Source organism: Lysinibacillus sp. RC79 (genome assembly GCF_041262405.1).
Taxonomy (GTDB): Bacteria; Bacillota; Bacilli; order Bacillales_A; family Planococcaceae; genus Lysinibacillus.
The window spans coordinates 65,264-90,680 of record NZ_JBGCCD010000015.1 but is presented as its reverse complement, the minus strand read 5'-3'; the positions used below and the strand labels follow the sequence as shown (position 1 = coordinate 90,680).

Genomic DNA, 25,417 nt, shown 5'->3' with positions numbered 1-25,417 from the left:
CCTATAAACGTATAAAATAAAATCGGACCGGACAGTCCGGTCCTAATAATCAACCAAACCAATCCAATCATTTTCTTAAAAGGAGAGATTAACATGAAAGTTGCAATCTTGCTTTTCGATGGAATTACTGCACTAGATGCAATTGGTCCATACGAAGTATTTGCCGCTACACAAAAATGTGAAGTAAAGTTCGTCGCTAAGCAAAAAGGAATCATCAGACTTGACTCAAAAATGGGTTATTTGCACGCCGATTATAGCTTTTCTGAAATTACTTCTGCTGATATTCTAGTCGTTCCTGGCTGTAGTCCTCCTAACTACAAAAATCCTATGAATGACGAGGAAACGTTAAATTGGATTCGTAAAATTAATAATACTGCAAAATGGACTACTTCAGTCTGCAACGGTTCTTTGATTTTAAGCGCAGCAGGCTTATTAAAGGGAGCTGTAGCAACATGTCATTGGGGATCCTTTAATCTTTTACAATCACTAGGCACTATTCCAACAGATGAAAGGGTTGTCCGCCATGAAAAAATCGTAACATCTGCAGGTGTATCTTCAGGTATTGATATGGCACTTCAATTGGTAGCTTGGGAATTCGGGGAAGATATAAGCAAAGGGGTCCAATTAATTTTGGAATATGATCCACAGCCACCATTCGATACAGGTTCTATAAAAAAAGCGCCTGCACCATTAGTCGAAAAGATGAAAAAAGCACTTCAAGAAATTTCAAATAAAGATTCCGTTATGTAAATAAAAATTCAACGCCAAGGTTCCTTGTCTCCTTGGCGTTGTTAGGTTAAATTTCCACTATCTTTTCATTTTGTAATGCTTGCAATGTACGCTCTATGCCTTCCGCAAAAGAAGTTTTTGGTCTCCATCCGATTGCCTTCGCCAACTTTGCATTATTTAAAAACGAATGCTCAATATCTCCCTCTCTCGCAGGAGCGTATTGAATTTCTAAAGGATGATTTAAATGCTGTAATAATAAAATGACTTGATGTATCGACCATGCCTCATTAGTTGATACATTATAAATGCCTTGTAATCCAGCCTGCACACCAGCATAAATTGCATCTGCAATGTCATCTACATATATGAAATCTCGTGTTTGTTCTCCATCTCCATAAATCGTAAAGGGCTTACCTTCAATACTGCTTTTTAACATGCTAGGAATAACCGCCGCTTCCCCCTGCATATATTGCCGTGGACCGAATACATTAGCAAATCGGTAAATTAATGTCGGTAAACGATAATCTTTTTGCCATTTTTCACAATATGTCTCACCAATACTTTTGTTTAATCCATACATTGAAATCGGTTCACTAACATCTGTTTCTTCTAATGGTGGATAGTGACTATCTCCATAAACAGCTGCTGAAGAGGCAAAAACGAAATGCTTTACCTTATATTTTGACGATAAGAAGAGCATCTGACTAAGCCCTACAATATTCGTTAAAACATCCTTCACTGGCTCTTGCATCGATTTTTGAACACTCGTTTGCGCTGCACAATGGATGACCACATCAAATGATGTTTCTTTAAAGAGATGCTCACATACTTCATCTTCCACATTCAAAAGATAAGATTTATGCTCAAAGTCGACATTGCGTAAATGGCCTGTACTTAAATTATCAATAATATAAACATTTGCACCCTCTTTAAAAAAACGCCTCGCCACTGCACTACCAATAAAACCATAACCACCTGTCACTAATACATTCATCCCATCGCCCCCAAAAACAATATGATGTTTTATATGCAGTATTTACTAAAATTATGCAAGTAACTTATTTATTGTGTTATTTTTTGGCAATGTTTTTTGTTTAGATAAAAAAAATGTGCTCGATATGTATCGAGCACATTTTACAAAATTAAGCTGGGTTTACTTCCAGTTCAACTGTAATTTTGATGTCTTTCCCAACTAGAACACCGCCAGTTTCCAATGCAGCATTCCAAGTTAAGCCAAAATCTTCACGATTGATTGATGTTGTAGATTCAAAGCCATAAACTTCTTGGCCCCATGGATTTGTACCTTTACCATTAAATTCAGTATTAAATGTTACTGATTTCGTTACATCTTTAATCGTTAAATCACCTGTAACTGCATATTCATCATCTGATTTTTTTGTGATGTTTGTTGACTTGAATGTAATTGTTGGATATTTTTCAGCATCAAAGAAATCTGCTGCTTTTAAGTGATTATCACGATCTTCACTACGTGTATTAATGCTAGCTGGATCAATTGTAAAGCTAATGCTTGCTGTTGTTAAATCTGCAAGATCTGCCGCTTCAATATCAGCTGAATAAGTATCGAATACACCTTTTACTTTTGATACCATCATATGTTTTACTTGAAAGTTAATTGCTGAGTGTCCTAAATCAATATTCCATTTTGCCATTATAAATTCCTCCAATGAAGTTGTTTTTATCTCGATTTCGAGATATATTATAAAATATGAAGTAACTACATGAAATATGTTCCCCTAAATTTTAAAGGATAAACATTTGTAGTTACTTCTTTCGTACATCCTAGTTAAAAACAGTTACGAAAAGTAATTGATTACTTTATGTAACTTACTATATATTAATAATTTACTTACGTCAAGTTATTTTGAAAAGATTTTTTAAAATCAATGATACCAAGCTTTTTCCTCGAAGGTCGTGTGCGATAGATAGTTTGGATTTGAGAATTCCTTTGGGATTTGTTCCACCTGAGCAGTTCTGGGTGTTACCCGAGCAATTGTGAGCTCTACCTGAGCAGTTCTCCAGGCTACCCGAGCAGGTGCAGGCTTTATCCTGATCAGTTCTTCAGGCTATCCGAGCAGGTGCAGGTTCTACCTGATCAGTTTTCGGGCTACCCGAGCAGTTACAGGCTTTATCTGATCAGTTCTTCAGGCCATCCAAGTGATTTCTCCGACTACAGGAATTTTACTAACTACTTTTGGTTATATAAAAAAGAAGCTCCCCAATGAGATGGGAAACTGCTTATCTATTAGCGTTTCACTAATTTACCTTGGACGACAAAACGATGGTCGTCACTCATGACAGAATCCTTACAAGTGGATAGTGTAAGAATTTTGTCTTCTGGCCCAATCTCTACATTCATTTCGATTGCAGAGCGTGCTTGAATCTCGTCCAAAAATTTTAGGAAAGCATCATTGCTCTTAAATTCTGTTTCAATATAATAAAAATCAATTGTAGTTTCATAAGCAGCAAAGACTTCAACGTCATAGCCTTCATACAGTGTGTCTAAATAAATGATAGGATGTTCGTCTGCGTATTGCTGATTTAAGTAATTTTTAACACTCCCAAACATCGTACTATTCTTCATGGCATGGCCGTACAAAATAGTATTTCGGTTTATATCCTGTACATCATTACGATAATCCATAAATACACTGCCTGCACGACTTTCTCGATCTTTAAAATTATGATTTAAATAAAAATCATTATTTTCAGCTTGTAGGATTGGATTATTGAGCTTTGTCCCGTCTGTAGAAATCCATCCAACAATATTGTTATTGACAGTTAGTAAATCATTGAATTGTGGACGGATCGTAAAAGGCGTTGATGAGGTTTCCACAGCTTCATCCTCTAGGGTAGCCAATGTTGATTGATAAATCGTTTGTACTTCTTCCAGTGATTTTGAAGTCTCATAGTACGTGTATAAGTACTTGGCTAATGAAAAGCCTGAGTATAAGAATATAGCTAAATATATAAATGTTAACAACTTAGATGTCCATTTTTTCATCTTATCACCTATTTATATTCCAAGGGGGACCATGTAAAATCCAAGCAGCTCATCCTCATTGAAAACGGCTTCAACTCCATAGACTTCTTTAATAACTTCCCTAGTAATGACGTCGCGTGGTGCTCCCTCAGCTATTATTTGTCCAGCTTTCATCAAAATGATTTGATCGCTATAGCGAATCGCCTGATTTATATCGTGAAGCACCATAACGATTGTTAGGCCATGCTCCTCATTTAATGACTTTACAAGCTCCAATAACTCAATTTGATAATAAATATCCAAATATGTTGTCGGTTCATCCAAACATAAAATTTCAGATTGTTGGGCTAAAGCCATAGCAATCCACACTCTCTGACGTTCCCCACCTGATAAAGCCTCTAAATTAGCGCTACGTTTTTCCAGTAAATTCGTACAGGCAAGGGCCCACTCAATAGCTTCGGTATCTTCCTCATGATTTCTTTTTAGCATTGTATGATGCGGTAGACGTCCAAAGCTTACTAACTTTTCTATTGTTAAATCCTTTGGCACATCATTTTGTTGGTAGACAATTGCTAGTTTTTTTGCAAACTCTTTTGGCTTGTAGTGCATCAAATCCTTGTTTTCTAATGATACATTCCCCGATATCGGCCTATTGTTGCGGGACATAACACTTAATAATGTTGATTTTCCACAGCCGTTTGGACCGATAATCGTTGTGATTTTGCCCTTTTGAATTATCGTCGATACACCGTCTAAATGATTTCGAGTATTATCATGCGATACGATAATATCTTGTATTTCCATGTCTCCTCACTCTTTTCGTAATAGGAATATTAAGAATGGTCCACCGATAATCGCCATAATGGTTGAAGCTGGTATTTCAAGCGGTGTAGCAATTGTGCGACCAATCGTATCTGCCACTAATATTAATAATGCTCCAGCTAAAGCTGTAAAAGGTATGAGCACCTTATGATCGTGCCCAACTAAACGCCGAGAAATATGTGGCACTAACAGACCAACGAACGAGATAACTCCTGCTACGACAACAGAAACAGCCGATAATAATACCGCAACAGCAGCTATTAATAGACGAGCACGAGCTACATGAAAGCCTAGACTTTTCGCTGTTTTGTCTTGTAATACTAGGAGATTACACCAGCTATATAACGCAAAGGCAGCTATTAATCCGACAGTACCATATGTAACAATTGTTGATACATCCTTCCATGTACGCATCGTTAAGTTTGAACCTACAACGCTGGCAGCTGAAGTATTCAACGAGCCACCTAAACTAATGAAAGCCTCTGTTAACCCAGTGAACATTGCATTAATAGCAATTCCGACTAAAATTAGCTTCAATGGACTTAAGCCTGACTTCCAAGACAACGCAAAGACGAGTGCGCAGGCAAATGCCCCACCTATAAATGCTAATACAGGTGTCATAAAAAATAATGCTGGAAAGAAAGAAATAATAAAGAGCTGTACAAATGCCGCTCCTGAAGATATACCTATAACACCTGCATCCGCTAACGGGTTACGCATCACAGATTGTAATAGGACCCCTGAAACGGAAAGTGCTGCACCAGCAAATAGCGCAACAATGATCCTTGGAAATCTCAAATCGCGGATAGCCTCCATTTGACCATTCCCGTCATCAAATAATGCACCTATAAGTTCAAAAAAGCCCATTTTAATGCTACCTGTTGTTGCTGCATAAACTGCTGAAACTAGTAATAATACAATTACAATTGAGAAGCTTACCACTTTTTTTGTCATATTGGACTTCCTTTTTCTTTTCAAATTCCATCATGTTATTTGTACTAATCACACCCAACATGAATTCTCTACTAAATAGAAGGTCGCTCTATAGCGAGACTATGCTTGCGATACGAGCGACTTTTCTGGTTACTATTCACGATAGAAGATTTCCATTAGCTGTCCTAAAGCCTGTGGCACTTTTAAGGACGCTGTAGTACCGAACAATTCTTCCTCTAAATCATACACTTTACCGTTTTTTACTGCGTCAAAATGTTTCCAAATATCATTCGTTTTAAATTCCTCGTCAAACATTTTTACAACTTCATCTGGCATACCGTGTGATAAACGTAAAATTATATCAGGGTTACTGTTGTGCAGATACTCGGTATTTGAAGACAAATATTCAGTATCCTGCCCTTCCATTACATTAATACCGCCTGCCCGTTTTACAAGATCACCTGCATAGGAGTTTTCAGTCGCTACTAAATAACTACCTGGAATGCCAAGTAAAATTAGTACATGAGGTCCCTCTTTGTTACCAGCAACTGTTTGTACAGCATCAATATTTTTTTGCAAGCCATTCACTAACTCCTCGGCTTGTGCTACGCGATCATAAAGTTCACCGAGGCTTTTAATTTCGGAAAGCATGGCATCTACACTTTGAAAGTTTAAGAAATTAACTGGAATTTTTAATTGTTCAAATTTGTCCTGTAAGTCATATTCTAACGTTGACACTGATAACACATCTGTTGGATTTAATGATTTAACAATCTCCATATCCGGCTCCATTGCATTACCGATAGTAGGGAGACCATCAAAACGTTTTGCTAATGTTTTTTCTGTTTCAGGTACTGCTATAGCATCTAAATCAAGCTTATCTAGAATTTCTGCAATAACAACCGTACCTGCAATAATACGATGTTCATTCTCTTCAGCTGTTTTAACTGATTGTTTTTCAGTAGATGTCTCTGTTTCTTCTTGCTTATCTCCATTGTTACAGCCAGCAACTACTAAAAGTAATGACATAAGCGCCATCATAAGCAACCAACATTTCCAGTTCTTTTGCATAAAGTCATCTCCTACTTATTTCTGTTCAGTCACATCTTTTTTAGAATTTCTGATACGACGAACGAGCAACCAGCCCGACAAAAGACAGATTACTACAAGCAATACTATCTTTATGATATTCAGCTGAAAAAGCTGCTGATCGATTTTAGAATTCTTCACTACTTTTTCAATAGATTCCTCTTTAACATCAGAATTTTTGGCTTCATCTTTAACAGCATCCTCAATAGGTGCGTCAAGTGACCGATCAAATGCTAACTGCTCTTCCACTGGCACAGTTAACGTTGGCCGAAATGATGGCAATGGCCGTGACAGCTGATTGGGTTTTACCACCGCCTCATGCTGTGCTACCACTGGTGCCTTTTTCACTTCTTCTTTAGCAATAACAGGTGGCTTTTCACTCGCTACTTGATTAGAGGGTGCTGTTACAGCGGGCTTATTTAAAAACTTCGCTACCTGCTGTTGATCAAATTTTAGATTTACGAAATATTGATGATGATAAGAAAGCTCAGGAATATCTACCTTCACCCACATTCGTATTGGCTGTTCAAAATTCTGAATTTCAAATTCGATAATTCGAACATTGTCTACAAGTGAAATAAGCTTTGGCTCTACCTGTTTTCCTTGTTGATCTACAGTTAAGCCTGTTATCCAAATAGATTTTAAAATTGTCATATGGGCATAATATTTGCCGTTTTTTTCTTTTATTTTTGCAACAGGATTTACATATGTATTCATAATAGATTGTTCGTTTTTTCCATCTACTAACAATATGTAATTCATTGACCATTCCTTATCATAGATTTCTTCTGAAGTAGATTCTTTGATTTCGTTTTCTGGAATAGCTTCCTCATCCTTTGGCACAATTGTTGAAAGGGTTGTTAACTGTAATTGAAGCTCCTGTGAAAAAAAGAAATATTCCTCGGAGGATGAAAGTGCCATCTCACCTTTAATGATAATAGGCTGATGTAAATCCTTGACATCAAATTGAACTAAATTTTCAGTCTGAACGTTTAACGAAAGCTCATTTTCCAACTGTTCGATATGTATATCTCTTATACTCAATGACTTATTTATAGCTAAATTTAATCTATACTGACCGTTCTTTACATCAATTGTCGCCAATTCGCTAAAAATATTGTCTTTTACGCCATCTAGAGATAAAAAACTTAGTTCAACTTGATAGCTCCCATTTTCTAATACAGATTCTTCAGCTTTTGCCTTAAACGAAAAACATGGAGAAAAAAACATCAGTAAGATAGTACTAAAAATGAATACTCGAAATATTTTTCTATTCACTGTGTAAATCCCTCCAATATCTTTAAGAGCACAGTAACTTCCTTCCTCAAATAAGTGAGAAAGGAAGTTGCTGTAGCCGTACTATTTATTCATGTATTGTAATGAACCATTTAAAATTTTTGCCATTTGTGTGCGTTTCAATGGGCTACTTGCATTTATAACAGTTTTACCTTCAGCATTTACAGATCCAGTCATGATTTTACCTGTATACAGAAACGCAAAGGCTTTTCTTGCTTCTTCACTTGTGACAGTTGCACCATCGGCATAATAAGATAAACTTGGATCACCATAGTTCATTTCTTTTCCTGCAACATGCGCTACTGCACGGTAAATCATCACTGCAGCTTGTTGGCGAGTAAGTGTTCCATTTGGATTAAAGTTCTCTGCTTTCACGACAATTCCAGCCTCAGCTAAAGCATTGATTGCTTGTACACGTTCTGTGTCAAGTTTCGCTGTATCTTTAAATCCAGCAGCTGTTGTAGAAGATAAATTTAATGAACGAGCAATCATTAATGCAAATTGAGAGCGTGTAATATTATCATATGGTTTAAAATTATCTTGCCCCTTAACAATTCCCTTACTGTATAATGCTAAGATTGCTTCTTTATTAGCATCATTGCTAATATCTTTAAATGGATTCACCACTGGTTTCACTGCACCTTCCACAGCAAGGCTAAATTGTACTTGGTGGTTCGAGTCATAGTTCACGCCTTTGTCTGGCTCATTCACAACAATATGCAGCTGGGCATTCACAAGTTTTTTTAAGTCTGCCACTTCAAATGAGTACTTACTTGTATTTGTTGCATCGTCTTTACTTACTAAAGTTGCTTCTTTTCCCTCCACTGTGAATCCTTTAACATATTGACCTTGAGGGAATGTCATAATAACTATATTTTTACCATCTACTACTGATACGTCTACTTTTGGTTTAATATATTGCTTCATAATAGATTCTTCAGAAGTACCGTTTTTGTAAACAGTGACAGCTACTTCATTCACTTTAACTTCTTCTTTAACCTCTTCAGATTTACCATTTTCCCCCGTAGTAGTTACTTCCTTATTTTCTACTGCTTTTAAATCAAATTCATACCACGTGTCCATATTAGCCGAAGCTACAACAACGTGAATTTTCGCTTGTAATACTTCACCAGCTACAACTGGGAAACTGTATGTAATTGTTCCATCTGCATTTTTCACTTCAGTAGCATCTACAAACTTATCACCTTGCTTTGTTTGTAAGCCTGCAATCATTGGGGCAGATTTTGCTGCTACCGTTAATTTCGCCTCAAATTTTCCATCCTTCTCAACGATTGTGCCTTGTGTTACAAGATGAGAGCTAATTGCAGGTTGTGGTTCTGTTGTACCAGGCTTAAAAATTTGAAAATCAACAATAGTGCTAGTATTCTCTGATTTAATGGCCTCTGCTTTTACTTCAGTATTTATAGTCGTTACTTCAGCTACCTTTGCAGATGCAAATGATGGTGCTGAAAGTGATGCTGCTAGCAATGAAGCTAGTACTATTTTTGTTGCGCGTGATTGTTGTTTTTTAGCCATTATTGACCCTCCGTTTTTGTTTGTAGTTTTTTTCTATAAAGTAAAAATGCTGATCCAACTAATGCCACAATTAATAAATATGGTGTTGCATCACTTGTTTGTGGATTCGGCACATGACTTTCAGAAGAATTTGTTGGAGCATTAGTGGTTTTCGAATCAGATGCTTTTGTTGTTGTGCTTCCTACAGATGCTGCATCAAATACTAGTGAGACACTGTATTCGTGATGATAATTAATATCGTCAATATCAATTTTCATAGAAGTCACAACTGGTTTCGTTAAATCTTTAACAGTAAATTGTACAGTACGAGTATCAGCTGCTTTATCTTCACTTACTACAGTTGCTCCACCTGGTGGTTGGAACTTTGTGATCCATGCACTATTTTTTAATGTAATTTGAACAGTAGCTGTCCCATTTTTCAATGTGACCTTTGCTGGTTTTAGAAAATAATCGTTTGCAATGGATACAGAGTTGCTCTCAGGTTTATTGACCAGATATTTTATCGAATGTGTGCCGTCAGCTAGTTGAGCAGATGCTTGTGGCAACGCAATGTTAAATACAAGCAAAGTTACAAGCATAACGAACATCATTAATCTCTTCATGTGTTGTACGCCTCCTCTAAAAACATAATTGAAAGCATTTTATTGAAAACGAAAATCATTCTCAACTATACTTCTATTACCAAGAATAATCGTTAATGCCAGTGTATGTCAACCACTAAACCAAATTCGTCCTCAATAAGTCAAAATTACCTCAAAAAAAAGAAAATATCACAAAAAAACATGTGATATTTCCTATTTTTTTAATAGAAAAGCACTCTTTCTATTCATTAATCTCAACCAGAAATCTAGTGTACTAAGAAACAATTTCAATGATCCCTATAAGTATAAGTAACCAACCAGAAATAGCGGTTGAGTGTTTTCCAATAAAAGTCTTGGTAAGTAAGACTCCAAAATGAACGCCAGCGCCTACTGTTATGAACGAAAAAATACCGATAGAAATAACTGTCCAGATTGCAGAAATACCATTGGCTCCAAGTGCTATTCCTCCAGCTAAACAGTTGGCTGATAAGACAAAGCCGAGCGTCATTGCTTCTCGAATTGAAATTATATAATTTTTATCCTCATCAAATACTTCAGGATTTCCCAATATCCCTTGTTTAGAAAAGCGACTAGATAATAAAGTCCATATCCCAATAGCACAAAGTAAAAGACTTCCTATTAAATTTGCGAAATCTGGAGAGATAAAATTAATAACTACGCTTCCAGCTGTTACTGCGGCGTATGTGACGATCATTGAAATAAGGGCAATAACCGCATTGGATAATATGGGTATTTTCACTCGCTTAATACCATAGGCGAGACCAATTCCTAAATTATCTAAGTTGGCAGCTATCCCAATAAGAATGATGGCTATCCAATGCATTCCTTTCCTCCTCAATAACATAAAATCCATTCTCACATAGGATATGAAGGGAAAAAATTTTTGTTCATCTATGTTTTGAACGGATTTACTCGCGAAGAGTTGGGATTACCCTTGATTCAATGACTATTTCATATAAGGACTTGAGCTCTACATGCCTTTACCCGTGGAAGACTGGATATTAAATACGTTTTTTCGTCTTTTACCCGCGGCTACCGTTTTCCTATAGTTTGAACTTATTCAATTGTTGGGAAATCTTTTCAGCAATATTTGCGGTTTCAACGGATGAATGTGCTACATGCTGTATAGCTTGTAATGTTTCTGAAATACTCTTTGCTATATCATTGGACTGATCAGATGACTCAATAGCGACATTGGATGCATTTTCAATTGCCTTTTGTATTTCCAGCATGGAATATTTCATCGTTCCAACAAAGGCTGTCACTTCAGTTATTAATTTGTTAAAGTACATAGCATCTTCTTCATATTGAATTCCACTGTTTTGGAAAAGCTCATAATCAGGTGTTACTTTATGATCTATAAAGTGTAAAAGCTCTTGCGCATTAATAGACACATTCGTAAATGCTTCTTCTACTTCACTAGTAATAATTTGTATTTTTTGAACGGTTTCAGATGATTGTTCGGCTAATTTCCGAACTTCGTCAGCTACAACAGCAAAACCTTTCCCTTGCTCCCCTGCTCTTGCGGCCTCGATAGCTGCATTTAAGGCTAATAAATTGGTTTGATCCGCAATATCTGCTATTGTATCGGACATTACTTTTACTTCGGATACGATTTTTCCAGCTTGAATTGCTTCTAAAACTAATTTTTGTTTTTCATCATATAGATTACGAGCGGTACTATATGCTTGAATAGCTGTTTCCTTAATATCAATTGCTCTATCTTTTACTTTTTGTGAGAAATCAAGACTATATTCTGTTTTCTCATTTAATTTTTCCGTACTATCAAGCACCTCAATTGCAGTAGCGTTTAATTGCTCGGTTGTAGCACCTAGTGTAGTACTTCCCATTGCAACTTCCTTTGTAGTTGTATCAATTTCATCCATGGAAGCAGTAATTTCCTCAATCGTTGCAGTTAGATCTTCACTTAAAATACTCATTTGTGCTGAGGTGCTACTTACACTAGAAACAAGTTCCTGAATATGCGAAACAGAATTGTTCAATCCTACAGTAATTTCCCCAAGATCATCAGAGTAGATCACCTCGGCATGTTGTGTTAAATCTCCATTCTCTACTCCAGATACAACATCTTTAATATTGGAGATTGCCTTTTTGACATATCTGCTTAAATAAATTAAAACACTTACACTAAATATTAAAACAATAGCCATAATAACGATGTTTCTATAAAGAGTTTTAGTATATGCTGTATTATTTTCTTCGCTTTTCATTTCAGCGCTTTTGATATTTATTTGTTCTATTTGTTCCATAAGATCATCTCTTTGCTTCTCTATCTCTACTAGAGGTTTTAGTAATGCATCAGCATTTTCTATATCCGCATCAGAGATAACTTGTTGAAAAATGGATTCTAATGTACCTTTATAACTTTCAAGTACTTGTTCTAAATTCTTACTTAACTTTTTTTCTTCGCTACTCATTTTTGTATTCTTTAAATCTTGAAATGTACGACTATTTTCTTCTTCTAAAGCTGCTATTTTTTCGTAATATTCAATTTTCTCATCGTTATCTTGTGAATTATAAAAAATTTTGAACTTTAAATTAGTTATTTTTTGCTGGTTAATTGAAATATTGCTTAATAAATATACAGATGTTAAATTTTCTTCATAAATATGCTTAGCATTATCATTCATTTCTTTAACGCCATATATCCCAGTAAACCCTATGATGACAATTGCAATCAACATAACAGTGTTCAATATTCCGAACTTCCCAACCAATGATGTATTTTTAAAAAACTTCATTTGCTCCTCCGTCATATTCATATAATTTTTTAAGCTCATCTCCATAACGTGGAGTGAATTCCGTTCCGACTGTGCGCTTTCCTGGGGGCGTTTAGTCGGAACGGAAATCAATTTATATAAATGGCACACATTTTAACATGTTATCCACAAATTTTGTTGATAGACTTATTTTTAACGATAAAGGGTAATTATGGAAATTAAATATAGTGGTTTCCCCTATAACTCATAGCTTTGGACTTATAGAAAAATACTATTTTTATGAATAACTTTTTCGATAAACACTTCTACTAAATGAGGGTCAAACTTAATACCTTTCTGTTCCTTTAAATAGGAAAGAGCTTCTTCTTTTGTCCAAGCTTTTTTATATGCTCTATTACTAACTAAAGCGTCGTAAACATCTACTATAGATATTATTCTCGCTTCAAATGGAATTTCTTCTCCTTTTAATCCCATTGGATATCCTGTTCCATCCCAATTCTCATGATGATATTTAATAATATTTTTAGCTATTTTTGTATCATCAAAAACTTTATTGTTCATTTCATTCGATAGTTTATTCAATACATCTACACCCATAAGAGGATGCATCTTCATAATTTTTTTTTCATAGACTGTTAGTGGACCCGTTTTATACAGTATCGATTCTGGTATACCCGATTTTCCAATGTCATGTAATACACTGTATTCTATAATTTTACTAATATACTCTAACGATAAATGATACGTTCTATCTTCAAAGAGGCTTAGCAAGAATTCTTCTGCTAACTTTTGCACATTCAAAAGATGTTCTGCTATATTTACATCGCGCATTTCACTTGATAGAGCTAACAACTTAAATAGCTCCTTTTGATCTATTTTGTTCTGATTTACTTCTTCTATCAATAGTTGTTCTGCTAAGCGCATTACCCCTACATAATAAACAATTCCATTTATTTCAATTGGAGTAATCGTTATAAATGAGTACCTTAACTCTAATGATTTGTTGACATTCACCATTGTCCCTGACCATGGCTGTCCTTTACTTAATGTACTAATTAACGATTTATACATAACAAATGGTGTTACACTCGATTTTAAACACTCTACTGGTAGTCCAATAAGAAATTCTCTTTTATAGCCGGTGATCGTTTCGTACTGTTGATTTACATCGATAATTAATTGGTCTTCATCAACGATTACAACAGCATCACCCAATTTTAAATAATACGTTAATTCTTTTGGTATATTTTTACACATTCAAACGACTCCTCATCAATTGTTTAATTCATTAGCAAAACTAGCAAGTCGGTCAGCCGACAATGCAACTTCTTCAAATGCTTTACCTAACTCATTTACAACATTGGCAAAAATATCGATTTCCTCTTGTGAATGTTCATTATGTTCTTGTGTTTCCTTCATAGATTGTAAAATTTGCTCGAAATATATGTCTGTTTGTTCCATAATTTGTTTTCCGTCTTCAACAGATTGATTAATCAAGTCAAGTGAAGCCGATAACTTATCTACTTTAGATACAGTAGATAAAATTAAATGAGCTACATTCGAGACTGACTTTTTCGTTACTTCTGATAATTTTTTAACTTCATCTGCTACAACTGCAAATCCTCTTCCCTGTTCGCCAGCCCTCGCTGCTTCAATGGCTGCGTTTAAAGATAATAAATTTGTTTGATCTGCTATTTTCGTTACAATATCAATAATGCCTTGAACTTCCTTTGTTATCTTTAACAAGTCTTCTATATCGTTGGAAATTATTTGAACTGCCTCATGAACATTCTTCATATTATTATCCTGTCTACTTATTTGAATTTTCCCATGTTCAGCTCTCTCCTCTGCTAACACAGATAACGCTTTTCCGGCATTTACGATTTCCACCATTTCTGTGCAATGAATATGTAATTCCTGAAATGCTGCATTGGTTTGCTCTGAAATTGCTGCTAAGTTTTCAGTTGAATTCATCACTTGAATTTTTATTTTTTCCGCCTGTTCGTCTAACTTTCCTTTAATTCTACTTATCTCTTTATCGTATTCTTCAAGAACGACTTGTTGTTCTAAGTTAAATAACTTTGAGAGTGCTTTTACACTAGAAAAATAAAGTTCCTTTTCAGAAAGATTCTTTTCAATAATCTCCATAATTGTTATAAACAAATTTTGAAAAGCACATAAATACCATTTTGTCTGCAGACCAATTTTCACATGCATTTGTGCTATTCTAGCCCTTTTTAAAAAGTATTCATCATCAATTATTCCTAAAAAAATTTCCAAAATATGTGATTTTAACGTTTTCTTCAGAGCATCTACTGAACTATTATTATTAATTAGTGTTAGTAGAGATTCTTCCAATCTGAGGTTCTTGTAAAAAAGATCAACAATGTCATCGATGTTTTCTTCAATAAGTGGCTGTAAGTTTTTAATTACTTGTAGCTCTTCTATTGAAAAATTAATCATTTTTATTTGTTTATCTTTTTCACTGCCATTTTGAATACTCATTTTTATATTACTATCAAGTAATATAAAGCCGTTATCTATCTCTTTCTTTTTATTTTTCCAGAACATAAATCGACCTCCATCCCTAAAATATCGATTAATTTAAACTTCACTTAATAAAGTTTTCAATAATAGCTTATTTGGTTGTTGATATTTATTAAAATAGATTTCCTGTAGTTTTCTTGCTAATCTATCATAGTCTCCTCTGTCCGGAACTGAATTCCATACAAATATGTCTTCTAAGTCTTTTTTAATATTTAAGTATAAGCGATCCGTTATAATTAACTCTGCCTCTTCATCTTTAGAACATAACTCAACATGGATAAAAAGACGTTTTATTTGACTGAATAGATAAGGAGCATCATTTATCATTGAAAATATTTTTATTTTAATTGAATCTCTATTTTCAAAATCAATTGTTTGTTTTAGTAATTTATGATATCGACCAATTAATATTTCTCTACGTTTAAATACAATGGCGAATGCCTTATTTTCCAATAGCCGATCATAAAACTGATTCATGATTTCTATTTGAGCAGTTTCATGCATTTCTAATCGCTTTTGATAAAGATCTTCTTTAAATAAATTGGCTGGACCAGAAAAAGTTAAAATAAAATAATGAAGATGCAGTAAATTTATAAAGAGTGCACCATATTCTTCTACATCTAAAGTAACTGAAAAATGCTCCATGAAAATTTCCATCCAATATAAAGTTGTTTGTATAAATAATTCCTGATTATGGTGCTGTGCAAAGTTCATCAATAAACTTACTGCATTATCTTTTTTCTGATAATGACGCATGCAGCTAATGATGGAAAATGAAAACATTGTTTCTAATTCAATTTCTTCATCTGATAAATCAGTAAATTCTCTAAATATATACTTAATTTTTTCCGATAATTGCTCATAGTTATGATGATGTTTCGTAAAGTTTGCATACATTGGATGATATTCGATTAAGCAACCTAATTTTGCGCGGGTTAAGCAAATGGCCAGCCAATATAACAATTGTTCGGAATACGCTATGTCTACTTCCTTCATTAAATCTACTATTTCTTCTCTTGTAACTAGTGTAAATGGCCATTCTTCTCCCCAATACGAATTCCAGTAAAACAAGAAGTAAAAATAACGAAATTGCTTTTCTGTCCCTTCAAGACTGACTTTTTCATAAGATGTATACTTCAATTGAAATTGATCTAACAAAGGCTTAACTTTTTTTATTCGTCGATACACGGATGCAGGGCTGGTGAAATTCTCCAAAACAAACATGTTAATATCATAAAATTTATTGTAAAACATCTCATCAAAAGCTTTATATGTTAATGAGTTTTGTAAATAATATCTTTCTATAGTCTTCATAGAAAAATTATCTTTATAAATTAATTGAAAATACTTAAGCTCTTCTTTTTGGATAACAGCAGACTCTGTAATAAATTCTAAATCAATTGCTATCTCATCAACTATTTTCAATATTGTTCTTTCAGACAGATCCATCTTTTGAGATAACTCTAAACTTGAAAATAGCCTCTGTTCTTTGTAAATATGATGTAATACACCCACCTTTTGCAAAGATAAACGATCCAAAAAATTATACATAAAAACACCTCAATGTCTTCCACCGGTAAACCACAGCTGTGTCACACTAATAAACCATTTATTTGAAATTAGATAAGCTTATATAACTCTTATCAATACATTCTATTCCCGTTTTTCACGACACTAAACATTAAAAAGCATTATTTTCGATACTTTATAACTACTCTAGATAATAAAAGTTGCTAATAAAAAAGATGTTAATGAATATTTCACTTCCATCAAATACTCTTTTAAACAACAAATGCAACTTATTTTCACCAAATTCACTCATTTTGAGAAACTGTGAATAAATCCTCTAGTTTTTAAGGATATTTACACTATATCAGGCATTTTAAAACAAACAAAATCACTTTTTGTTCATTTTCAAGCAAAACTTGATAATCTTATAAATCCATTCAAAACATCTATCTTTCGGGGGTTTTCAATTCTAGTTTTTCATCTTCATCTCCAGAACTTCTATCATGAGAGGTTATTTCCCAACCCCACATGCTTTTGCAAGGATTGATGAAATACAAATAGCTGTCATATACAAGTCCCACTTTCTTATCTAAAATTGAAAAAGAGATGTATCAAATTAAGATACATCTCCCTTCATAGTAAGACTTATAAACCAAGCGCTCGATACATAAACGCCGTAAATTGTGCACGTGTTAAGTTTTCATTTGGTCTAAAATTGCTGTTTTCATCACCTAGTGCAATGTTATGGTCTGCTAGAGCGGCAATATATCCACTCGCCCAGTGTGATGGATCGACATCCTTGAACGTACTATTGCCTTCTGGCGTTAAGCCAAATGCAAGCACCATCATTTTTGCCATTTGGGCACGTGTTATATAAGCGTTTGGTCGAAATGCTCCGTTTGAACCATCCACGATACCCGCTCGTTGTAGTCGTGTGATTTGTTCATAATATACATGACTTTTAGGTACATCCGAAAATGATGCAGCATCTCTTATTGGTGCTAGTTGTAATGCACGGTCAATCATAAGCACCACATGCTGACGTTGAATCATATTATTTGGTCGGAAAGTGCCATCTGGATAGCCTTTAATAATGCATCGATTGGCAATTTCTTCGATCATATCTTTTGCCCAGTTATGATCAATATCCTTGAAAGTAATGTCACAGCCAGTACTCTCCTTCATCCATCGAGCATATAACGTTAAATCTTCTGTGACTACATCTTTCTTAAAATCCCATGCTTTTGTGAATTCTTTATTTTTATACCAGCCGATAAATGTGTAGCCTTCCTTCTTTGGATTAGAAGGGGCTTTCACTAAAGCCTTATACGCCACTGTTTGCGAAGGAACTTTACTGCCTCCATTTGAATCAAAAGTAACAACATAATCCACTTCTGACACATTTTCCTTTGTCCATTTCGCATACAACGTTATGTTTGCGGTTACTTTATCTTTCGTAAAGTCCCATTCATTTTTAAGCTCTGCATCCTTATACCAGCCAATAAATTGATAGCCATCTTTTACTGGAGTAGTTGGGGCTTTCACTAAATCGTTATAGCCAACCGTTTGTGCTGGCACTTCACTTCCTCCATTAGAGTCAAAAATGACTTTATAGCTTGGTGAACCTCCACCAGATCCTCCTCCAGATGTGTTATCCTTTGTCCATTTCGCATATAACGTAACATTTTTTGTCACTACATCTTTTGCAAAATCCCATGGTACTGTCAATTCTTTATCTTTGTGCCAGCCTCCGAATGTAAAGCCTTCCTTATTAGGAGCAACTGGGGCTTTTACTAATTCGTTATATCTGACAACTTGCGATGGAACTTCGCTTCCTCCATTGGAATCAAAAGTGACGACGTAACTTGCTTTCGTCCATTTAGCGTATAGCGTGATATCTTTTGTTACTTGATTTTTATTGAAGTCCCATAGTTCTGTTAATGCTTTATCTTTATACCAGCCTGCAAATGTATAGCCTTCCTTATTAGGAGGAATTGGTGCTTTCGCTAATTCGTTATATCCAACGGTTTGTGATGAAACTTTGCCTCCTCCATTAGAATCAAAAGTAACGATATAGCTTACTTTTGACCACTTGGCATAAAGCGTTATATCTTCTTTTACTACATCTTGGTCAAAGTCCCATAGTTTTGTCATTCCCTTATCTTTATGCCATCCCGCAAATGTATAGCCTTCCTTAACTGGAGTAACCGGGACTTTTAGCAATTCTTCCTCTAAAACTTTTTGATTTGATATTTCACTTCCGCCATTTGAATCAAACGTGACAATATAGCTTGCCGAAGTGTTTTCTTTTTTCCATTTCGCATACAATGTTAGGTCTTCTGTTACTTTATCTTTCTTAAAATCCCATTCGTTTATAAGCTCTACATCCATATACCAACCATCAAAAATATAACCAGCCTTCACAGGAGGAGTCGGAGCTTGGAGCTCTCCAGACAGAGGGACTTCTTTTTCCCATATTTTACTTCCGCCGTTTGATTCAAAAGTGACTAAATAGCTGTTTATTTTCCACTTTGCGTAAATTGTCATTGGCTGTAAAACATTTTCAGTCCACTTAATAGAATGGTTATTGTCTTCAAACCATCCAACTAGTGTTTTTCTTAGTTGAGCTTGCTGATCAAATGGTGTTCCGAAAGGTGCGAAATAATAAGATTTCCCATGAAATATTACAGAATCCAATCTGTTGAAATGAAATGCAGAATGTCCGATTGTCTTTATACTTGATGGGAGTTCAATACTTTTTAAATAATTAGAATAAAATGCACTACTTCCTATAGTTGTTACATTTGGTGGTATCTTTACGCTTGTTAATTTATTAAATGCAAATGCACTTATTCCAATCTTTGTAACGCTTAATGGTATCACTACACTGGTTAGTACCACACCTTCAAACGCTTTATACCCTATTTCTACGACTGGTTGTCCTTCAATCTCTTCGGGAATATCAATATCCTTTGATTCACCCCGATATTCGACAATGGCTACACCGCCATCCACACTCTCTGTTATATAATCACCTTCACTATCACTCTTTGCATAAGCAGATAGATTACTTAATGATAGTTGAGAAGATATCAAAAGTATGACAATCATCAATAGTAAGCTTGCTTTTTTCATTTACTATAACATCCTCTTTCCTTAACATATAAACCCATATTTTTTGACATTGAAACTATAGCATTATCTAAAAATTTGATAAAATCAAAATTTGTTAGTTTTCGAACATATTTTGATAATCTTTTTTGTTGCAATTTTAAGTTTCATCAAAATCAGCATCATTTTGTGCTTTTACTAACTAAAATGCCTTATATATTTCCGCCTGATTCCATAGATTCGAAGTTAGCTTTGGATATTTTTTCTATCATTCGCTATCAGAGTTTAAACAATTTTCTATTAAAGGCGATTTGACAAAAGTAACAACCTTTTGTTAACGTTAAGTTGTTACTTGTTAATTTTTAGATATATCTCATCTTACACTGTAGAAGAAAGGGAGATTTTATGAGATTCGGTAAATTATTAAAGATAGGATTGGCCTTCGCACTAATGATAGTATTAACTGCTTGTGGCTCAGATGATGAAGGCACGAAAAATAAAGAAAAAAAAGAAGTGAACTTAACCTATGTTGAATGGGATACGGAAATTGCCTCTACAAACGTAGTAGGACAAGTTCTAGAAGATTTAGGATATGATACAATACTAACACCACTAGATAACGGAGTTATGTGGGAAGCTCTTGCAAAAGGAGAAGTTGATGGTATGGTGTCAGCTTGGTTACCACAAACTCATGCCCCACAAGTTGAGAAGTACAAAGATAAAATAGTCGATTTGGGTGAAAACCTTGCAGGTGCAAAAATTGGCTTAGTTGTTCCTAGTTATATGGATGTAAATTCTATCGAAGATTTAACAGATGAAGCTGGTAAAACGATAACTGGCATTGATCCAGGAGCAAATATGACAGCAACTACGGAAAATGCTTATAAAGAATATAGTAACCTTGAAGGCTGGAATGTACTTACCTCATCTGGAGGCGCAATGACAGCAGCTCTTAGTCAAGCCATTGCGAAAAATGAAGAAATCATAGTTACAGGTTGGTCACCTCACTGGAAATTTAATGCTTTTGATTTAAAATATTTAGACGATCCTAAAGGCATATACGGAGCTGAAGAATATATTGGTACGTTTGCACGTAAAGGATTAAAAGAAGATAATCCGGGAGCATATAGTGTTCTCAAAAACTTCCACTGGACTGCAGAAGATATAGAAAGTGTTATGTTTGATATTATGGAAGGCTCTGATCCTAAAGAAGCAGCAAAAAAATGGATTAAAGACAATGAAGATAAAGTTTCAGAGTGGACAAAAGATGTAAAATAACACAAATGATGAGCTTTTATATGCTCTGTTCAACAATTTGACTTCGACATGAGAAATTCAGATCTTACATATTGAGTAGTATAAATGCTCACGCAAAAGTTAGAGTACTCGGTTACACTTAATCAACAAAAAATCCATTTACTGATTGCTTAGTAAATGGATTTTTTCATGTTATTTTAATACCTCCGAATGGAAATGGCTCTCTTAAGTAAAGATACATAGGATTCTTGTCTAAACAAATGAAATTTTAAAATTAAACTATTTACTAAAAAGAGGAGACCAGCCAAAAAAATAACCCCTTTTATGTGTATTATTCCACTTAAATATCCACCAAGCAAAGGACCAATTAGATTTCCTAAAAATAGAGCACTATGATAATAACCGAATGTTAAACTTTCCATTTTTTCAGGTGCATTTTTTCGTATTAAACTTATTATCGATGGGAGAAGACCACCTAGAAATATTCCCATTAAGAACCTAGCGAGTAGAAAAAGCCATATAGAAGAAACCAATGCTTGAGAAACATAACAAATAAAATTCCCAAACAAAGAAATTAACAAAATAATTTCAGGACCCACTTGATCTGCTTTTCTTCCTAAAATGGGGGAAAAGATCATAATAGAGAAACCCGAGATAGAAACCGATAAACCTACCATCATTGTTAAAAAGACATCATTGTTCCAAATACTTTCTACATACGTAGCCAAAAATGGTGAAGTACTCATCGTTGAAAACTGAATAAGAAATCCAACCATAAACAAAATTCCAATTAGAGGTTCTTTCGTAATTTCCCTTAGTTCAGAGAAAAAATTAATACGTCCTCTCTTAGGCGTCGGAATTTTCAATGTACTTAGTTCAGGTTTATTAAGTTCTGTTAAAAAGAATAAAATAAGTGCCCCTGAAATCAGTAACATAGCGCTAGACACATAAAGGATTTTATAAAATCCTATCCACTGTCCCAAAACTCCACCTATTAGCGGTCCAAAAATATTCCCGGTGTAAGCACCTGATTGGGCTACACCGAGTGCATAACCTATTTTTTCTTTAGGAGTATTCATTGTGATGAATGGAGAAGATGCAGGGATAAATCCACCAAAAATCCCTAAGATAAAACGTAGAACTAATAAGTGCCAAGCTGTTGTGCTATAGGTCATTAAACATGTGGCAAATGCCATTCCAAATGCTGAACGGATTAGAATAGTTTTCCTACTCGTTCGATCTGCAATCTTTCCCCATATCGGCTGAAAAAGAAAAGCAGATAAAAAAGTAGCTCCAAAAATCATCCCTGTCCAAAGCTGAATATCAGTTTGAGAGTGAACATCTAAATCACTTTTAAGATAAACTGGAATAAAAGGTATAATTAAGCTAAATGCAGACATGACTAAAAATTGTGCAATGCTCAAAATATACATATTCTTTTTCCAAACTTCCAATTATATACCCTTCTTTCACTGATTTAATAGTTTCATAGAATGTACAGGATATCTATCACCAGCCGCTGAACCTACAGGTATCGCTTTATTTATGAAATCCTTCACATCATTTGGCAATTCAAAATCTATCGCAGCTATATTTTCTTTTAAGTAAGATCTCCTTTTTGTCCCTGGTATAGGGATGATATCTAATCCATTAGACATCAACCATGTTAATGCGAGTTGTGCAGGACTAATATTCAGTTGGTTTGCTATATCTTCTAGCTGTCGAATCAAAGAAAGGTTTTGATTGAAGTTGCCTCCCTGAAATCGAGGTGCGTTCCTTCTAAAATCGTTTTCTACGAATTTATCGACTGACTTAATTTTTCCAGATAAAAACCCTCGTCCCAGAGGACTATATGGTACAACAGCGATATTTAGTTCACGGCAAAGTGGCAATATTTCCTCTTCAATATCTCTAGTCCATATTGAATACTCTGTCTGTAATGCAGCTATAGGATGTACTTTTTGTGCTCGTTTTATTGTTTGAGAAGATACTTCTGAAAGCCCAATATGTCGTACTTTACCTTCTTCAACTAATTCCTTCATAGCACCAACTGTCTCTTCTATGGGAACGCTGGGATCTACACGGTGTAGATAATATAGATCGATGTAGTCAGTATTTAACCGTCTTAGGCTTGCTTCACAGGCCTTTTTTACATATTCCGGGCTGCCGTTAATTTGAATTACCTTCCCACTCTCATCTCTTTCAAAAGCAAATTTGGTAGCTATGTTTATCTGTTGTCTGACATTTTTTAATGCTTGACCGACTAATTCTTCGTTTTTCCCCACTCCATATTGATCAGCTGTATCAAAAAAGTTAACACCGAGTTCTAAGGCGTAATGCAATGTAGCAATCGATTCCTCATCATTTTGAGTTCCATAGTATTCTGACATTCCCATACATCCTAATCCTAAGGATGAAACACTTAAATCTCCAATAGATCGATATTTCATTTTTTCTCCTCCAATCTTTCTATAGCATGAAATTATATCGATTAGAGTGCACTCTAAGGCAAATGCAATTTTTCCCATTTCCCATAAAAAAAAGACCTTTTAGAAAGGTCTCTATAAACGTATTTAATTGGATTATTTAACTTTTTTCTCCAAATTTTTATAGTAGTCAATTTTTTCATTAACCTTAATTAAACTATTTTCTAATTGCTTAATTTGGTTAAGAACGTTCTCTTGATGAGCTTCTAATAGTTCTCGTCTTTCAGTAACGGTAGAATCACCTTGACGTCTTAGGTCTGCAAATTTTTTCATATCTCTTACAGGCATTTCTGTGTTACGTAACATAATGAGAAAGTCTATACATAAAATATCGCTCTTAGAGTATTTACGATATCCATTTTCATCTCTTTCAATCTCACATAAAAGACCAATATTTTCATAGTAGCGTAGAGTGTAAGAACTAAGACCAGTGATTGAGGATATATCCTGAATAGTTAATAATTTTTCCATATTTTTATTATAACACACTTGCTTTATAGTGCACTCTAAGGAGTATGTTTGTTCCTAGATTCATTTTTTAATAGTTTTTAGGAGGAATTTTTGATGAATAAAGGGATTTTTGTTTTAGCACTTGCCACATTTGTTGCTGGCACAGTGGAGTTGGTGATCGCCGGGATAATAAACATGATTGCAGAAGATTTACATGTTTCTGTAGGAGCAGTTGGTCAGTTAGTTTCAATTTTTTCATTGGTTTTTGCCTTTGGGGCTCCAGTACTTATTGCTTTAACTTCTAAAATAGAAAGACGTAAATTACTGCTCATAGCAATGTTAACTTTTCTAGGAGCTAATATTTTATCTATATTTAGTCCGAATTTTACAACCTTATTAATTGCTAGAATTATTCTTGCAGCTAGTTGCTCTATCGTGGTTGTCACTTCCGTAACAATGGCTGCTAATACTGTTGCTACTGAATTAAGAGGAAGAGCTATTGGATTAATTTTTATGGGTTTAAGTGCATCATTAGTGTTAGGTGTACCACTAGGAACTATTATCGGTGAAAATTTTGGTTGGAGGATGACATTTGTATTAGTTTCAGTCTTAAGTATTGTTTCTATGGTAGGAATCATTAAGTTTTTACCTAAGGTTCCACCACAACCAGCCATTCCTTTACTTAAGCAAATAGCCACATTAAAAAGTAAAAAAATCGCATCAATCCAGCTCATATCAGTTTTGGAGCTAACTGGTCATTTCATAGTTTATACTTATTTCACGCTTTTTCTTAAAACAACAATGGACTTATCTACAAATATGATTAGTATGGTCTTACTAGTTTTTGGTATAGCTGGAATAACAGGTGGTTGGATTGGTGGCTGGGCATCCGATAAATTTGGCGGAGCAAAAACTATACTCACATTTCTTATACTTTTTGCAGTTTCCTTGTTCCTATTACCTTATTCTACAGGATCAATGATCAGTTTATTGATCGTTGTCGTACTATACGGTGTGATGGTTTGGGCTCTTAGTCCAGCTGTACAAAATTATCTAGCTGAGTCTGCTCCCGATTCCTCAGATATCCAATTAGGTTTAAATACTTCATTTTTACATCTTGGAGTAGCTTTAGGTTCTGGTTTGGGTGGTTTACTTGTAGACTACTATTCCGTAACTATCAACACATGGGTAGCCGGTATTATGGTAGTTTTAGCCCTTATCTCTGCTATTTATTCGCTAACGATAAACCGTAGAGAAAATACTTCAATTCAAGGGCTTTAACTAAAAGGATAGGAGGACGCCCAGTTT

Annotated in this window: 21 protein-coding genes; 3 read left to right on the top strand and 18 right to left on the bottom strand. The window is 34.7% G+C overall.

Going from position 1 to position 25,417, the window contains the following annotated elements; genetic code table 11:
• The first annotated feature begins 93 nt into the window (after positions 1-93).
• Entirely contained in the window at positions 94-750 is a 657-nt protein-coding gene (locus ABH968_RS15485) for a DJ-1/PfpI family protein (protein WP_370045291.1), read from the top strand.
• A gap of 46 nt (positions 751-796) precedes the next feature.
• Here ABH968_RS15485 and ABH968_RS15480 read toward each other — a convergent pair whose 3' ends face one another.
• The 15 genes from ABH968_RS15480 to ABH968_RS15410 form a co-directional block, all read right to left on the bottom strand.
• On the bottom strand, positions 797-1,723 hold the full coding sequence (locus tag ABH968_RS15480) for an NAD-dependent epimerase/dehydratase family protein (protein ID WP_370045290.1): 927 nt from the start codon (positions 1,721-1,723) through the stop codon (positions 797-799).
• 148 nt (positions 1,724-1,871) lie between these two features.
• Complete coding sequence (locus ABH968_RS15475; RefSeq protein ID WP_370045288.1) at positions 1,872-2,399, bottom strand: YceI family protein; 528 nt, start codon at positions 2,397-2,399, stop codon at positions 1,872-1,874.
• Between the two features lie 593 nt (positions 2,400-2,992).
• The gene (srtB, locus tag ABH968_RS15470; RefSeq protein ID WP_370045287.1) at positions 2,993-3,751 is read right to left on the bottom strand and encodes a class B sortase; all 759 of its coding nucleotides are present in this window, start codon (positions 3,749-3,751) and stop codon (positions 2,993-2,995) included.
• Between the two features lie 12 nt (positions 3,752-3,763).
• The gene (locus tag ABH968_RS15465; RefSeq protein WP_370045285.1) at positions 3,764-4,534 is read right to left on the bottom strand and encodes an ABC transporter ATP-binding protein; all 771 of its coding nucleotides are present in this window, start codon (positions 4,532-4,534) and stop codon (positions 3,764-3,766) included.
• 6 nt (positions 4,535-4,540) lie between these two features.
• Complete coding sequence (locus tag ABH968_RS15460) at positions 4,541-5,506, bottom strand: FecCD family ABC transporter permease (protein WP_370045283.1); 966 nt, start codon at positions 5,504-5,506, stop codon at positions 4,541-4,543.
• 132 nt (positions 5,507-5,638) lie between these two features.
• Entirely contained in the window at positions 5,639-6,556 is a 918-nt protein-coding gene (gene isdE, locus ABH968_RS15455; protein ID WP_370045281.1) for a heme ABC transporter substrate-binding protein IsdE, read from the bottom strand.
• A 15-nt stretch (positions 6,557-6,571) separates the two neighbouring features.
• Positions 6,572-7,852, bottom strand: a complete 1,281-nt coding sequence (locus tag ABH968_RS15450) for an NEAT domain-containing protein (protein ID WP_370045279.1) — start codon at positions 7,850-7,852, stop codon at positions 6,572-6,574.
• 81 nt (positions 7,853-7,933) lie between these two features.
• Positions 7,934-9,406, bottom strand: coding sequence for an NEAT domain-containing protein (locus ABH968_RS15445; RefSeq protein WP_370045277.1), 1,473 nt, complete (start codon positions 9,404-9,406; stop codon positions 7,934-7,936).
• Positions 9,406-10,008 carry a heme uptake protein IsdC gene (isdC, locus tag ABH968_RS15440; RefSeq protein ID WP_370045276.1) on the bottom strand — a complete coding sequence of 201 codons (603 nt, stop codon included), beginning with the start codon at positions 10,006-10,008 and terminating at the stop codon, positions 9,406-9,408. Before isdC ends, ABH968_RS15445 begins: the two co-directional genes overlap by 1 nt.
• Before the next feature lie 253 nt (positions 10,009-10,261).
• On the bottom strand, positions 10,262-10,831 hold the full coding sequence (locus ABH968_RS15435) for a manganese efflux pump (protein ID WP_370045274.1): 570 nt from the start codon (positions 10,829-10,831) through the stop codon (positions 10,262-10,264).
• A gap of 220 nt (positions 10,832-11,051) precedes the next feature.
• Complete coding sequence (locus ABH968_RS15430; RefSeq protein ID WP_370045273.1) at positions 11,052-12,770, bottom strand: methyl-accepting chemotaxis protein; 1,719 nt, start codon at positions 12,768-12,770, stop codon at positions 11,052-11,054.
• Between the two features lie 237 nt (positions 12,771-13,007).
• Entirely contained in the window at positions 13,008-14,006 is a 999-nt protein-coding gene (locus tag ABH968_RS15425) for an HD domain-containing phosphohydrolase (RefSeq protein WP_370045271.1), read from the bottom strand.
• A 15-nt stretch (positions 14,007-14,021) separates the two neighbouring features.
• Entirely contained in the window at positions 14,022-15,320 is a 1,299-nt protein-coding gene (locus ABH968_RS15420; protein WP_370045270.1) for a protoglobin domain-containing protein, read from the bottom strand.
• A 33-nt stretch (positions 15,321-15,353) separates the two neighbouring features.
• Positions 15,354-16,847, bottom strand: a complete 1,494-nt coding sequence (locus ABH968_RS15415; protein ID WP_370045268.1) for a helix-turn-helix domain-containing protein — start codon at positions 16,845-16,847, stop codon at positions 15,354-15,356.
• A gap of 603 nt (positions 16,848-17,450) precedes the next feature.
• The gene (locus tag ABH968_RS15410) at positions 17,451-19,940 is read right to left on the bottom strand and encodes an InlB B-repeat-containing protein (protein WP_370045267.1); all 2,490 of its coding nucleotides are present in this window, start codon (positions 19,938-19,940) and stop codon (positions 17,451-17,453) included.
• 381 nt (positions 19,941-20,321) lie between these two features.
• Here ABH968_RS15410 and ABH968_RS15405 point away from each other — a divergent pair, with 381 nt between their 5' ends.
• The gene (locus tag ABH968_RS15405; protein WP_370045265.1) at positions 20,322-21,194 is read left to right on the top strand and encodes a glycine betaine ABC transporter substrate-binding protein; all 873 of its coding nucleotides are present in this window, start codon (positions 20,322-20,324) and stop codon (positions 21,192-21,194) included.
• A 176-nt stretch (positions 21,195-21,370) separates the two neighbouring features.
• On the opposite strand, the gene ABH968_RS15400 is transcribed toward ABH968_RS15405, so the two are convergent.
• From ABH968_RS15400 to ABH968_RS15390, 3 genes are all read right to left on the bottom strand, one after another.
• Positions 21,371-22,627, bottom strand: coding sequence for an MFS transporter (locus ABH968_RS15400; RefSeq protein ID WP_370045264.1), 1,257 nt, complete (start codon positions 22,625-22,627; stop codon positions 21,371-21,373).
• 15 nt (positions 22,628-22,642) lie between these two features.
• Positions 22,643-23,623: an aldo/keto reductase gene (locus ABH968_RS15395; protein ID WP_370045262.1), complete on the bottom strand. Its 981-nt coding sequence runs from the start codon at positions 23,621-23,623 to the stop codon at positions 22,643-22,645.
• A 132-nt stretch (positions 23,624-23,755) separates the two neighbouring features.
• Positions 23,756-24,130 (bottom strand): MerR family transcriptional regulator, encoded by a 375-nt coding sequence (locus tag ABH968_RS15390; RefSeq protein WP_370045260.1) that lies wholly within the window; start codon positions 24,128-24,130, stop codon positions 23,756-23,758.
• Positions 24,131-24,223: 93 nt separating this feature from the next.
• On the opposite strand from ABH968_RS15390, the gene ABH968_RS15385 reads away from it, so the two are divergent.
• Complete coding sequence (locus tag ABH968_RS15385) at positions 24,224-25,390, top strand: MFS transporter (protein WP_370045258.1); 1,167 nt, start codon at positions 24,224-24,226, stop codon at positions 25,388-25,390.
• Positions 25,391-25,417: the final 27 nt, after the last annotated feature.